The organism is Hydrogenophilus islandicus, assembly GCF_054657095.1.
Window position 1 is genome coordinate 122,357 of record NZ_BAAHXE010000001.1, and the last position, 12,488, is coordinate 134,844.

12 protein-coding genes are annotated in these 12,488 nt (G+C 62.5%); 6 read left to right on the top strand and 6 right to left on the bottom strand.

Annotation, left to right across the window (positions count from 1 at the left end; genetic code table 11):
• Positions 1–21: 21 nt before the first annotated feature.
• Positions 22–489, bottom strand: coding sequence for a hypothetical protein (locus ACYQ6T_RS00600; protein WP_459826401.1), 468 nt, complete (start codon positions 487–489; stop codon positions 22–24).
• Between the two features lie 197 nt (positions 490–686).
• Here ACYQ6T_RS00600 and ACYQ6T_RS00605 point away from each other — a divergent pair, with 197 nt between their 5' ends.
• From ACYQ6T_RS00605 to ACYQ6T_RS00620, 4 genes are all read left to right on the top strand, one after another.
• Positions 687–917 (top strand): sulfurtransferase TusA family protein, encoded by a 231-nt coding sequence (locus tag ACYQ6T_RS00605; protein ID WP_459826403.1) that lies wholly within the window; start codon positions 687–689, stop codon positions 915–917.
• Positions 918–988: 71 nt separating this feature from the next.
• Positions 989–1,459 carry a sulfur carrier protein DsrE2 gene (dsrE2, locus tag ACYQ6T_RS00610; RefSeq protein ID WP_459826404.1) on the top strand — a complete coding sequence of 157 codons (471 nt, stop codon included), beginning with the start codon at positions 989–991 and terminating at the stop codon, positions 1,457–1,459.
• A gap of 23 nt (positions 1,460–1,482) precedes the next feature.
• A complete protein-coding gene (locus ACYQ6T_RS00615) occupies positions 1,483–2,586 on the top strand; it encodes a YeeE/YedE family protein (protein ID WP_459826406.1) in 1,104 nt (367 codons plus the stop codon).
• Between the two features lie 3 nt (positions 2,587–2,589).
• The gene (locus ACYQ6T_RS00620; RefSeq protein WP_459826408.1) at positions 2,590–3,492 is read left to right on the top strand and encodes a TauD/TfdA family dioxygenase; all 903 of its coding nucleotides are present in this window, start codon (positions 2,590–2,592) and stop codon (positions 3,490–3,492) included.
• 83 nt (positions 3,493–3,575) lie between these two features.
• Here ACYQ6T_RS00620 and ACYQ6T_RS00625 read toward each other — a convergent pair whose 3' ends face one another.
• From ACYQ6T_RS00625 to ACYQ6T_RS00635, 3 genes are read right to left on the bottom strand one after another with little or no spacing between them, the layout of a single operon-like run.
• On the bottom strand, positions 3,576–4,478 hold the full coding sequence (locus ACYQ6T_RS00625; RefSeq protein WP_459826410.1) for a dimethyl sulfoxide reductase anchor subunit family protein: 903 nt from the start codon (positions 4,476–4,478) through the stop codon (positions 3,576–3,578).
• A 3-nt stretch (positions 4,479–4,481) separates the two neighbouring features.
• Positions 4,482–5,201, bottom strand: coding sequence for a 4Fe-4S dicluster domain-containing protein (locus ACYQ6T_RS00630; protein WP_459826412.1), 720 nt, complete (start codon positions 5,199–5,201; stop codon positions 4,482–4,484).
• Entirely contained in the window at positions 5,198–8,158 is a 2,961-nt protein-coding gene (locus tag ACYQ6T_RS00635) for a molybdopterin oxidoreductase family protein (RefSeq protein WP_459826414.1), read from the bottom strand. The genes ACYQ6T_RS00630 and ACYQ6T_RS00635 overlap by 4 nt, the downstream gene beginning before the upstream one ends.
• 133 nt (positions 8,159–8,291) lie before the next feature.
• Between ACYQ6T_RS00635 and ACYQ6T_RS00640 the strand changes: the two genes are divergently transcribed.
• Both ACYQ6T_RS00640 and ACYQ6T_RS00645 read left to right on the top strand, forming a co-directional pair.
• A complete protein-coding gene (locus ACYQ6T_RS00640) occupies positions 8,292–9,452 on the top strand; it encodes a GAF domain-containing sensor histidine kinase (RefSeq protein WP_459826416.1) in 1,161 nt (386 codons plus the stop codon).
• Positions 9,445–10,119, top strand: a complete 675-nt coding sequence (locus ACYQ6T_RS00645; RefSeq protein WP_459826418.1) for a LuxR C-terminal-related transcriptional regulator — start codon at positions 9,445–9,447, stop codon at positions 10,117–10,119. Before ACYQ6T_RS00640 ends, ACYQ6T_RS00645 begins: the two co-directional genes overlap by 8 nt.
• A 14-nt stretch (positions 10,120–10,133) precedes the next feature.
• Here the strand turns inward: ACYQ6T_RS00645 and cobA are convergent, their stop codons facing one another.
• Both cobA and ACYQ6T_RS00655 read right to left on the bottom strand, forming a co-directional pair.
• A complete protein-coding gene (gene cobA, locus ACYQ6T_RS00650; RefSeq protein ID WP_459826420.1) occupies positions 10,134–10,970 on the bottom strand; it encodes a uroporphyrinogen-III C-methyltransferase in 837 nt (278 codons plus the stop codon).
• A complete protein-coding gene (locus ACYQ6T_RS00655; RefSeq protein WP_459826422.1) occupies positions 10,967–12,478 on the bottom strand; it encodes a cobyrinic acid a,c-diamide synthase CobB in 1,512 nt (503 codons plus the stop codon). The genes cobA and ACYQ6T_RS00655 overlap by 4 nt, the downstream gene beginning before the upstream one ends.
• Positions 12,479–12,488 lie beyond the last annotated feature (10 nt).

The following is a 12,488-nucleotide window of genomic DNA, read 5'->3' on the forward strand; positions in this document are numbered from 1 at the left end:
GACGATTGCGTCCGCCGAGTGCTATTCCCCCTTGGCCTCTCTCTTGCCGACGAAGGCGACGGGAAAGGTCGTCCCTTGGCGAGCACGGCGGCGACGGGCGTTTTCGTAGTCGGGAATCTCATTCTCGAGCTCCGCCGCCTGAGCGAGCTTCTGAATCAAAACCTGCACCGGCAGCTCGAACCACTCCTCGTTGACCCACGTCGGGATGAAACTCAATTCGGCAACGCCAGGAGGAACATCACTGGGCAGCAGGCGCTCATGGGCTGCGTAGGCGGAGGTAAAGAACGGGCCCGAAATGAAGACGAGCTCCCAGCCAGTCTCGTCGTTGGGTTGAATGATGAAGATCTTCGCCCCTTCGGCGCGTACCTCTTCGTCGTCGGCGACATCGGGAAAGACGGGGACAGCGCAGAAGACCGGTTGCAACTCATTTTCCACGTAGCGGACGGCATGCACGAACGGCAACCGCCCCAGCTCATCGACGGGGTACATCTTGTCTCTCCACTGGACACAATAGAATAATCACCGTACCATAGCTTGGGGCTCCCGTTGCTACCAACTAACGGTCACTCCCCCTTACCCAAAAGGGTACTATCGTTTTTCCCCTTTGGGAATTGATTGGCAATCAAAATCTGCTTATGATCGTGTGACCATTGCACTGACGGTTTTTTTTCATATCTAGGAGGAAAGTGATGAACTTCGATCAGGAACTCGACGCCCGCGGTCTCAACTGCCCGATGCCGATCGTCAAAACGAAAAAGACCCTCTCGGGAATGGCCTCGGGGCAGATTCTCAAGGTGATCGCGACCGACCCGGGCTCGGTCAAGGATATGGAGGCGTTCGCCAAACAGACCGGGAACCAGCTGGTCGAGAGCGGGCAAGAGGGGAATGCCTACGTCTTCTACCTCAAAAAGGCCTAGTCTATCCCCTGGTGGGTAGCCCACTTCACCGCCCCCTTTCTCGGGAGAGGGGGCTTTTTTAGGAGTCGCTTATGAGCAAGAAATTGGCGATGATCGCCTCGAAGGGGACCCTCGATTGGGCCTACCCCCCTTTCATCCTCGCTTCGACTGCAGCCTCGCTCGGTTATGAGGTGGCGATCTTCTTTACCTTCTACGGGCTGCAACTCCTCAAAAAAGATCTCAGCGAAATCCGCGTGAGCCCCTTGGCGAACCCCGCGATGCCGATGCCTGTCCCGATGCCCGTGCTGGTCCAAGCCCTCCCGGGGATGGAGGCGATGGCGACGACGATGATGAAGAGCATGATCAAGAAGAAAGGGGTGGCGTCGCTTGAGGAGCTGCGCGCCCTCTGTCAGGAGCTCGAGGTGCGCTTCATCGCCTGTCAGATGACCGTCGAACTCTTCGACATGAACCCGAAGCGCGACTTCATCGACGGCATCGAGTATGGCGGCGCTGCGACCTTTTTTGAATTTGCTGGGGAAGCGGACATCACCCTCTTCATCTGACCCCCCGACCGGAGAGCACCCCTATGGAATGGACGATCCACCACACCGTTCTCACTGGCGCACTGGGCGCAGGAGTCACCGTCGGAGTTGTGGCTGCGCGGAGCCACTTTTGCACGATGGGGGCCGTTTCAGACTGGATCAACATGGGGGAGCTCTCCCGCCTCCGCTCCTGGTTTCTCGCGATTGCGGTGGCGATCGTCGCAACCCTCCTCCTCGAGCGCTTCCAGGGGGTCAATCTCGACGAAGGGGTCTTCCCCCCCTACCGCAACGGCCAATTCAACTGGCTTCGCCATCTCCTCGGCGGCCTCCTCTTCGGCGTCGGCATGACGATCGCCGGTGGCTGCGGCAACAAGACCGCGGTCCGCATCGGCGGCGGGAACCTCAAATCGGTGGTGGTTCTAGCAATCATCGCGGCGACCTCCTACGCGCTCGTCTGGGGCGGAGGCTATGCGACGCTGATTGAACCCTGGGTCGGCCGCGCCACCGTCACCCTCTCCTCAGGGTCACAAGAGCTTGGGCAGCTCCTCACTGGCCAGAAGGGGGTCGCCCACGACCTGATCGCGCTCCTCGTTGCGGCGCTCTTTCTCCTCTTCGCCGTGAAGGACCGAGAGTTCCGCGCCAACCGCGAGCTCGGCGCCGCGGGGGTGATCATCGGCCTTGCCGTCGCCTTTCTCTGGTGGCTCACGGGGAGCAGCACGACCGGAAGCAGCTGGCGCGAGTACGCCGAATTTGCCGATGTGACCCCCAGCCGGGTCAATACACAGTCGATGACCTTCATTGCGCCAGCGGGGGACCTGCTCCACTACCTGACCGCCCCCTCTGAGCTGCAGCGCATCAATGTCGGCATCATGGTGCTTGTCGGGGTGATCGTCGGCTCTTTTCTCTACGCGATCGCGAGCCGCACTTTCCGCGTCGAGTGGTTTGCCAACCGCGCCGATTTCATCAACCATGTCGTCGGCGCGGTGTTGATGGGGGTCGGCGGCGTGATGGGGATGGGGTGCACCTTTGGGCAAGGGATCACCGGTGTCTCGACGCTCGCGTTGGGTTCGTTCCTCACGCTTGCCGGCATCATCCTCGGCAGCGCCGCGATGATGAAATACCTCTACTGGAAAATGATGAACGAGTAACCCGTGGTCCCGACCCGCGAAGAGCTGAGCCGCTACCTTGCGCCGATCCGGCAGTGCGCCCCTTTCGCGTACTGTGGGTTGACCCCCGAACGGCTGGTCGTCGAGGTCGCCGATCCGCTCAAGCTCACACGGTGCGAGATCGACGCCCTCGCTGCACGCCTGGCTCGCTACCGTTTCGCCTTCTACTCCTGCCGCCAACCGGTGACGCTCGCTACTGCCAAAGCGTGGGTTCGCTCGGTGGGAGCTGTTTTTGGCCTTGCGACGCTCGACGACAATCTCCTGAGCGACGATGACGGCATTACCCCCATCACCGTCCATCACGAGGGGGAGCGGGCGCACTACATCCCCTACACTGATCGCCCGATCCAGTGGCATACCGACGGCTACTACAACCCGCCGGAGCGGACCGTCCGGAGTCTGATGCTCCACGCGCTGCGCCCCGCCCTTTCAGGCGGTGAGAATCGCCTGCTCGATCCGCGCATCGCGCTCTGGCTGCTCTTTGACCAAGACCCTGAACTCGCACTCGCCCTCTTCGAGCCCGACGCGATGACGATTCCCCCTGGGCGAGACTATGACGGTAACCCACGCGGCGCGTCGGTCGGGCCGGTCTTCCGCTTCGAGCGGTTACCCGACGGCGGCGTTGCGCTCATTACCCGCTACACCGCACGGAAACGCAACGTCGTCTGGGCCGATCGACCCAACGTCCAAGCCGCGAAAGAGGCCCTCTTTGCCCTCTTGGAGGACGCCGACAACGCTTACGTGGTTACCGCCCGGCTCGAAGCGGGGATGGGATTGATCGGAGACAACATCCTCCACACCCGCGAACCGTTCCGCGATAGCCCCGACCCCGAGGCGCGCCGCCTGTTGTTGCGGGCGCGTTTTCTCGAGCGCATCACCCTCCCTTGAGCAATTTCCCTCATCCGCAGGAATAAAAAAGCCCGCACGAGTCAAGCGCGGGCGACAACTCCAAAAGAGGAAGGGTACGCGACTTAGCCGACCGACTGGTAGTAGAGGTTTTGCGGGTGCTTCGCTTCGGCAAAGAAGTACCACCGTTCCGCGAGCAAGCCACCGTAGTGGATGACGAAGACAATGAGCGCCGGCGCACCCAAGGCAACGAGGAGGAGCGGGATCACGAACCCGGCAAGGAGCGCAGCCCAGCGAATCTGGCCAACCCGCTCCTCGCTCTGCCCGTGGAAAAACTCCCGGGTGTTGAACGACCCCGCCATCGCCCCCTGCCCGATCTGGCGAATGCGCGTGTGGTGAACGTTGAGCGCACGGCCGAGCGACAACGGAGGAAGGCGAAGGTTGCGCCAGACGGTGTAGCCGCGGGTCGCGAGCGCGACAGCGAGCAACCCCAACGCGACCCGGGAGAAGCGTTCAACCGCGTCAGGCGCCCACCACGCAGCAAGCGCCTCCGCGAGGAGCGCGCCGGACGAAAGCCCGATCACGATGAAATTGATCACCGTGAGCGGGTGGGACCATTCGCGCAAGATCTTGATCGCGGCGTAGATCATTCCGGTGCAGACGTAGAGTGCCAGTGCAGCGAGCGCGGCGACACCACCAAGTAGAAGGTTCGGTTGGCCACTCACCGCAACGCCGACGGTCCAGAAAAAGACAAGGATCCCAAAGAGCGGCAACGCAATCACCTCGCGCGACAGCCACGAGGTCCGCCAGCGGGTTGCAGCACGCCACGCCCGTTCGGGATGACCCAAATGGAAGAACGAGGCGAAAAGCCCCGCCGCGAGGAGCACCATCGTGACCACCCCGGCAGCGATCAGATAGGCGGGCGGTAGCATCCATCCAGCAAGAAGCGCGGCAAAGAGCACCAGAAAGAGCCCCTGCCCCGCACCGACCAACGTGGTGAGAAAGATCACAGAGAAGGCGGGACGCATTGTTTACAACTCCTCAGTAATGGGGGAAAGCCCTTGTTGGTATGGGGCGGTCGTCAGCTCATTGGGGAAATGGACCCGCTCGACCTGCTCCTCGCTGATCGGGATCTCACTCTTACGCCGCGGCAGGTAGTGGTTCGCGGGTCTCGCCCCCAGTTCCGGCATCAGCTGGAACCCCCCCTGCTCGCGGATGAGGCGCGACACCTCCGAATCGGGATCGTGGATGTCGCCAAAGATCCGCGCGTTGGCAGGACAGGCGAGGACACAGCTCGGCTTACGCCGCTCTTCTGGGAGCGACGTATCATAGAGGCGATCGACGCAGAGGGTGCATTTGGTCATCACCTTACGCGCTTCGTCATACTCCCGCGCGCCATAAGGGCAGGCCCACGAACAATATTTGCAGCCGATGCATTTGTCGTAGTCGACGAGGACGATCCCGTCCTCCTCGCGCTTGTAGGAGGCGCCCGTCGGGCAGACTGGAACGCACGGGGCCTCTTCGCAGTGCATGCACGATTTCGGCAGATAGACCGTCTCCGTCCCCGGGTAGGTGCCCACCTCATAGTGGAGGATGCGGTTGAAAAAGGTGCCCGTCGGGTCGGCCTCGTAGGGGTTGAGGTCGGCGAGTGGCCCGGCGCTCCCCGACGTATTCCACTGCTTGCAGTTGGTGACACAAGCGTGGCACCCGACACAGACGTTGAGATCGATCACTAAGGCAAACTGGGTCACGATTCGACTCCTTTCGCGGTCAGCGCCCCCACGGGCGATTCGATCTGCGGCCAGACGCGCGCCGCCTCTTCAGCAGCAACCACCACCGGATAGGCGATGAGGTGTTCGGGGCGCTTCGCCAAACCGGGGATCGAATCGGGCATCGGCGGGAACTGCGGCCAGCTCTGTTTCGGCTCGCCGGCCCCGGCAGGATAGATCCGCACCCGGACGTCGTACCACGCGGCCTGGCCAGTGATCGGATCGGAATTGGAGAGGGTCTGCTCGCCAAAGGGGAGCTCTTCAGTGATCAGGTGGTTGAGGAGAAACCCTTGCTGGCTCTCGTTGGCGTCGGGTGCGAGGTTCCACGCGCCGGCCGCCTTGCCAATCGCGTTCCACGTCCACACCGTACCCGGCTCGACCGCCTCGCTGGTGCGACAGAGGCAGCGGACTTTCCCCCAGCGGGACTCGACCCACATCCACTCGCCGTCTTTGACCCCGGCCGCCTGCGCGGTTTGAGGATGGACGTAGAGGAAGTTGTAGGTGTGGATCTGGCGCAACCACGCGTTTTGCGAATCCCACGAGTGGTACATCGCCATCGGGCGTTGCGTCACCGCCCGCAAAGGGTAACGGGTGGGGTCGGTATGGGCGTCTTCGAGCGGTTCGCTCCAGAAGGGAAGCGGCGCGAAATGGCGGCGAATCCGCTCCCGGAGCGCCTCCGGTGGCTGGCGGCCGGGACGGCGCCCTTCCGCGGCGAGGCGAAAGCGCTGCAGAATCTCGGAGTAGAGATGGATCACGATCGGGTCGAAATCGCGCCGCAACCCGACCTCTTGCGCCCATTTCAGATAGTCGCGGTTCCAGTTGCGCATGTAGCGCAACCCCGGCGGGAGTTCGTAGTGAAAGAAGCAGCCGTGCTCTTCGTACCGCTTCCACTGTTCGGGGTTGGGTTCACCGCGCAAGGCGAGCTGCCCATCTCTTCCCCGCCAGCCGGCAAGAAAACCGATCCCAGAGTTCGGCGCGGTCTGGAAGTTGACGATAAAGTCCGGGTAATTCTTGTACTTGCGCGACCCGTCGGGGTTAGTGAAGGCGTTCAGCTTCAGGCGCGAGCCGAGTTCGATCAACACCTCCTGGAACGGCAACGTCCCCGGTGGGGGGGGAATAACCGGCACGCGACACGAATCGACCGGGCCGTCGAATTCGGAGATCGGGCGATCGAGCATCGAGAGACAGTCGAACCGCTCGAGGTAGGTGCAGTCGGGCAGCACCAGGTCGGCAAAAGCGACCGTTTCGGAGTAGAAGGCGTCGCAGACCACGAGGAACGGAATCTTGTACTCGCCGTCGTCCCGCTTGTCGGTGAGCATCTTGCGCACCGCGCTCGTGTTCATGCTCGAGTTCCACGCCATGTTGGCCATGAAGAGAAGCAGGGTGTCGATCGGGTAGGGATCCCCCCGCCAGGCGTTGGTGATCACATTGTGCATCAACCCGTGGGCCGACAAGGGGTGCTCCCACGAGAACCCCTTGTCGAGCCGCAGCGGCCTTCCCGATTCATCGACCGCGAGATCTTCAGGAAACTCGATCCACCCGAGCGGTGCCCCTTTGAGCGGTTGGTTGGGTTGCACCGCCTCTGGCCCCTTGGGCGGACGGGCGTTCGGCGGGACCGCCCGCGGGTAGGGGGCACGGTGGCGAAACCCCCCTGGGCGATCGATCGTCCCGAGGAGCGACATCAGAAGCGCCAACGCCCGAATCGTCTGAAAGCCGTTCGAGTGGGCGGCAAGGCCGCGCATCGCATGAAAGGCGACAGGGCGGCCGATCACCCGGTCGTGCTTCCGCCCCCACCAGTCGGTCCACGCAATCGGGAGTTCGATCTGGAAGTCCCGAGCAACGACCCCCATCTCGTGGGCGAGCCGGACGATCCGCTCTGCAGGGATCCCGGTGATCGCGCTCGCCCATTCGGGGGTACACTCTTGAAGCGACTCCACGAGGAGCTGGAACGCCGGTTTCACCCGCCGGCCATCAGGGAGCTGCCGCTCTCCCTCGAGGAGCGGCACCGCACCCGGGGTATGGTCGGGCACCCAGCGCTCGGTCACCGTATCCCACCACGAAAAGTTGTGGGGTCGGAGCGGATTGATCGGGTCGCCTTCCGGGTGGCGGACGAGGAGCCCCTCCTCGGCGGAGCCAGGCGTGACATCGACGAGAAAACCGCCATTGGTGTAATCGGCAACGAAGGAGCGGTCGTAGAGGTTCTTCGCGATCAACTCCCGCATCAACGCCAAAAAGAGGGCGCCGTCGGTTCCCGGCCGAATCGGAATCCACTCGTCGGCAATCGCCGCATAGCCGGTGCGGATCGGGTTGATCGCGATGAACCGCCCACCCCGCCGCTTGAACGCGGCGATGTGGCGCTTGAGCGGGTTCGAGTGGTGGTCTTCGGCGGTGCCGATCATGATGAAGAGTTTTGCCTTCTCCAGATCTGGCCCGCCGAACTCCCAGAAGGAGCCTCCGATCGTGTAGATCATTCCAGCAGCCATATTCACCGAACAGAAGCCCCCATGGGCAGCGTAGTTGGGGGTACCGAACTCGCGGGCAAAGAGGCCGGTGAGCGCCTGCATCTGATCGCGTCCAGTGAAGAGCGCGAACTGTTTGGGGTCGGTGGCGCGAATTTTCGCCAACCGTTCGGTGAGGATCGTGAACGCCTCCTCCCAGCTGATCGCCTCAAACGCCCCCTCCCCTCGCTCCGCGCCCGGTTTGCGGCGCAACGGCTGCGTCAGACGCGCCGGGGAGTACTCCTTCATGATCCCCGAGCCCCCTTTGGCACAGATTACGCCCGCATTGAGGGGATGGTCGGGGTTCCCCTCGATGTAGCGTACCTTGCCGTCCTTCACATGGACCCGGATGCCGCAGCGGCAGGCACACATGTAACAGGTGGTCTCTTTCACCCCGTCGCGGATGGTGTGGGCAAGATAGTCTTCGTCGATCGCGTTCATCGTATCCCCCAAATCGTCGGATTATGCTATTCTATTTTCAATGTATCTATATTACTATTACCCCATAATGGAACAGGTGGGGGATCCTTTTTCTACCCATTCGGGTAACTCCACCTGGCCAAAGGAGTAGGAGATGGTCGAGCGCGAAGTGGGCCGATTCGCCACTACCCCCCCTCCAGCGGGTTGGGAGCCTTTCTTGCAGATGATCGCGTCGCTCACCGGCGCAACGGGGGCACTCCTTCGCGCGTGGGACATGCAAACGGCGAGTGTCGCTTTTGTCGCCGCAGTGGGGCTCGACCGCGAGGCGATCGCGCAGGAACGAGAAACCCCCCTTTGCGGTGTCTGCCTCGAGGCGATCGACCGCGACCAGATCTGCACCACTTCCGACAACTGCCTCCTTGCCCACCGCGACTCCTCCCCCTTTCTTTCGCCCCAGCAGGGAGAACCGACACTCGTATCGGTCCCGCTCGACCACCAGGGAAAACCGATCGGCGTGCTCAACCTCTTCTTTTGCAACCAGCGTCCGACCGATCCGCTCCTGCAGATCCTTCGTCCCCTTGGACTTCTTCTGGCGCTTACGCTGGAGAACGAGCGTCTCAAAGAGGAGCAGGTTCGCACATGGAACATCCGCCTGCAACATCTCGTTGCCGGAGAACTCCACGACGGCCTTGCACAACAACTGAGCTACGCGCGGATGGCGCTGCGGGTGGCGAACAACGCCTTTGCCGAGCGTTTGAATCCTACCGAAGCCCGCAGCTCGTCCCCCCCATCAGAGTGGTCGGCGCTGCTGGAGCGCTACCGTGAGGTCGAGCAGCTCATCGCCTCGCTTCATCAGGAGGTGCGCCATCTGATCCGCTCTTTTGCCTGCGACGACGCTGCCCACCACGTCCTCACCTGGTCGCAACTCTTTGCCGAATTCCGCGCCCACAACCCGGAGTGCACCCTCGAGGTCGCGATCGACCCGGAAGCGCTCCCCTCGACCACCTTCATCACCGAGCAGCTCGCGCGCATCATCCAAGAGGCGCTCAACAATATCGAGAAGCACGCCCACGCCACCCACGTCTCCGTTACCCTTTCCCGCCACCATGATCAGGTCGTCCTGACGATCGAGGACAACGGCCAAGGATTTGAGCCCGAAGTGACCTCTAGCCACTCGTCCGCTTTTGGCTTAAGATTGATGGCGAACCGCGTCGCGCTCCTTGGCGGAACGTGGCACGTCGCCTCTGTTCCCGAGCAAGGGACGAAGATCGAAGTCGCGATTCCCTTACCCCATTTGAGAGCGAGCCATGAGTAACCCGACTCCCCGCGTCATCCTGGTTGAAGACCACGCCTTGTGCCGAAAGGGGCTCGAAGATCTCCTGCAATCGCCCGCAGGTCAGATGAAGGTGGTCCTCTCTACTCCCGATTACGACACGGCCCTGCGGCAGGTCGCCACCCACCAGCCCGAGCTCGTTCTGGTCGATGTCCGCATCGGCGAACGCAGTGGCATCGAGTTCGTCCGCGAGGCCAAACCCCTTGCCCTTCAATCCCATTTCGTGATTCTCACGATGAGCGACTCGGCTGATGACCTCGCCGAGGCAATTCGCTTAGGGGTTCAAGGATACCTCCTCAAGGATATGGACCCCGACGATCTCCTCGCGTCGCTCCGTCGAACCTTGCGCGGCGAATTGGTCGTCGCGCCGGCGATGGTCGACAAATTATCCTTTTTGCTGCGCCCGCAGAATTTGGCGAGCAAAAACGAGCTCGATGCGCTCACAGGGCGGGAACGCGAAATTCTCAGTTTCGTCGCGATGGGGATGAGCAACAAACAGATCGCGCGGGAGCTCAACATCTCGCCCGATACGGTCAAACTCCACGTTCGCCACATTCTTGCCAAACTCAACCTCCCTTCCCGCGTGGCTGCCGCTGTTTTCGCTGTCGAAAAGCAGCTGGTCGACAAACCGGCGCAGAAAGGGCACTGATCGGGGAACAAGCGTCAGCGCGGGAGAAGCGCCCCGGCGGTCTCACTCTTCTCTTCGTCCAGATGCTCCCGGGCCTTCGCCAGCAGAAGCGACCGGCACCGCACCGCCTCGCCGACAAAGACGATCGACGGAGCGCCAACGCCAACCGCATCGGCCAGGGTGGGCAACGTTTCAAGTGTCCCGGTGACCACCTTTTGTTCGGGTGTCGTCGCCTTTTGCACAATCGCCGCCGGGGTCAGCGGGTCCCGTCCGTGGGCGATCAGCCGTTGGCAGAGAAGCGGCAGGTTGTGTCGCCCCATGTAGAAGGCCACCGTCAAATAGGGAGAAGCGAGCGTCGACCAATCGATCTCGTCGTCGTCACGGCCGTTGTGGCTGTGGCCGGTGACAAAGATACAGGCGTGGGAAAAATAACGATGGGTGAGCGGAATGCCGCTGTAGGCCGCGGCACCAACCGCCGCCGTGATTCCCGGAACAACCTGGAAAGGAATCCCCTCTCGAGCGAGCGCCTCTGCCTCCTCACCCCCTCGGCCAAAGATATAGGGGTCACCCGCTTTGAGCCGCACCACTCGCCGTCCTGAACGGGCGAGCGCCAAGAGAAGCGCAATTGTCTCCTCCTGGCGCATGTGGTGGCGATTGCGCTCCTTCCCGACAAAGATCCGCTCGGCAGTAGGAGGAAGGAGTGCAAGGATCTCGGCCGAGACCAGGTTGTCGTAGAGGACCGTCTCAGCCTGCGAGAGGATCGCAAGGGCCCGAACCGTCAACAAACCCGGGTCGCCCGGCCCCGCGCCGACGAGCGCCACCTCCCCCGGGTGGAGGGGATAGCGGGAGATCCATTCAGCCAGGGTATTCATACCACCTCCTCGATAAGTGGCACTGCTCGCGCAGCTGGAGAAGTATCGCTCCACGTTGCGCACCAGGCCGCGACCCAAGACCAGGTGGCTAGCGAGCGCAGGTGGGCGTAACCCGCAAGAACGTTATGCCACACCACACCATCGTGGTCACCATCGATCCCAAACCCCCGCTTCACCGTCCAGGCAAAGCGCGGTGGCGCCGTGTCGAGCCAGTGCAAACGCGAGTGGTGAAACTCGTGGGCACGCACCACTGGGGGGACCGCCGACCATGAGTGGTCTGCGGTCGCCACCAGGTGGACGTAGCCCCGCCCGACCGCTTTCGCCTCCATCGCCACCTCGGCGGGAAGAACCCCGCACATCGAATGGGCGCGACCGTCGAACCCGACCAGCCGTTCGCAGAGATACATCAAACCGCCACACTCGGCATAGATGGGAAGGCCATCACGTGCCGCAGCGGCAATCTCCCGCCGCAGCCGTTGATTCTCAGCCAAAGCGGCGGCCGCCATTTCGGGGAAACCTCCCCCGAGCCACAGCGCGTTGCACTGCGGCGGCAGGCGCGCGTAGCTTAGGGTATCGAACGGAACCAGTTCGACCCCCAAGGTAGCAAACGCTTCCCAGTCGTCAGGGTAGTAGAAGTGGAAAGCGCGGTCGAGCGCGACGGCAACCCGGCGGCGACGGGAACTCCTCGTTCCCTCACCCAGGCGAAGAAGGGTCGGGTAAGAAGATTTAAGGTCGGATGCCGCAACAGCCGGTTCGGCCGATTTTCCCCGATCCACTGAGGGACGCAATTCAGCTCCTGGGCGCTCGCCCTCTGCTTTCTCTTCAGGCAACGCGATCGCAGCAAGAAGCGCCGCGAGGTCAACCCCGGCAACGACCCATTCACGCAAAGCGGCGATCAGCGCTTCTGCCCGCTCCTCTTCTGCGGCAGGAACCAACCCGAGATGGCGCTCGTCAACCCAAGGGGTATTCAGCCGGGGAAGAACACCCAGAACCGGAAAGGGGAGGGTCGCTTCGATCGATGCACGCAACTTCGCTTCGTGGCGCGCGCTCGCGACCCGGTTGAGAATCACCCCCGCAATCGGCAACTCGGGGTCGAAGTGGGCGAGACCAAGCAGGAGCGCCGCCGCAGTCCGCGTCACCCCCTGCGCGTCGAACACTAAGACGACAGGAAGGCGCAACGCTTTGGCGATCGCCGCGTTGCTGTCACTCCCCTCTTTGTCCATGCCGTCAAAGAGCCCCATATTTCCTTCGACGAGCGCGACGTCCGCCTCATGGGCACGCTTTGCGAAGCGCTCGCGAACCACAGAAAGCGGTTCGAGGTAGGGATCGAGCGAATAACAGGGGGCGCCGCTCGCCGCCGCAAGCCAGGAGGGATCGATGAAATCGGGCCCCTTCTTGAAGGTCTGGACGCGGTGGCCCTGTGACGTGAGCGCCGCGGTAAGGCCCACTGCAACCGACGTCTTCCCCGAGGATTGCCGCGCAGCCGAAAGGTAACACCCGTAGCGCATCGTCTTCTCC

Coding starts and splice junctions, on each gene's coding strand:
- ACYQ6T_RS00625 (WP_459826410.1), bottom strand. CDS start 4,478: ATGCGTCCCGCCTTCTCTGTGATCTTTCTCACCACGTTGGTCGGTGCG.
- cobA (WP_459826420.1), bottom strand. CDS start 10,970: ATGAATACCCTGGCTGAATGGATCTCCCGCTATCCCCTCCACCCGGGG.
- dsrE2 (WP_459826404.1), top strand. CDS start 989: ATGAGCAAGAAATTGGCGATGATCGCCTCGAAGGGGACCCTCGATTGG.
- ACYQ6T_RS00600 (WP_459826401.1), bottom strand. CDS start 489: ATGTACCCCGTCGATGAGCTGGGGCGGTTGCCGTTCGTGCATGCCGTC.
- ACYQ6T_RS00635 (WP_459826414.1), bottom strand. CDS start 8,158: ATGAACGCGATCGACGAAGACTATCTTGCCCACACCATCCGCGACGGG.
- ACYQ6T_RS00645 (WP_459826418.1), top strand. CDS start 9,445: ATGAGTAACCCGACTCCCCGCGTCATCCTGGTTGAAGACCACGCCTTG.
- ACYQ6T_RS00615 (WP_459826406.1), top strand. CDS start 1,483: ATGGAATGGACGATCCACCACACCGTTCTCACTGGCGCACTGGGCGCA.
- ACYQ6T_RS00640 (WP_459826416.1), top strand. CDS start 8,292: ATGGTCGAGCGCGAAGTGGGCCGATTCGCCACTACCCCCCCTCCAGCG.
- ACYQ6T_RS00655 (WP_459826422.1), bottom strand. CDS start 12,478: ATGCGCTACGGGTGTTACCTTTCGGCTGCGCGGCAATCCTCGGGGAAG.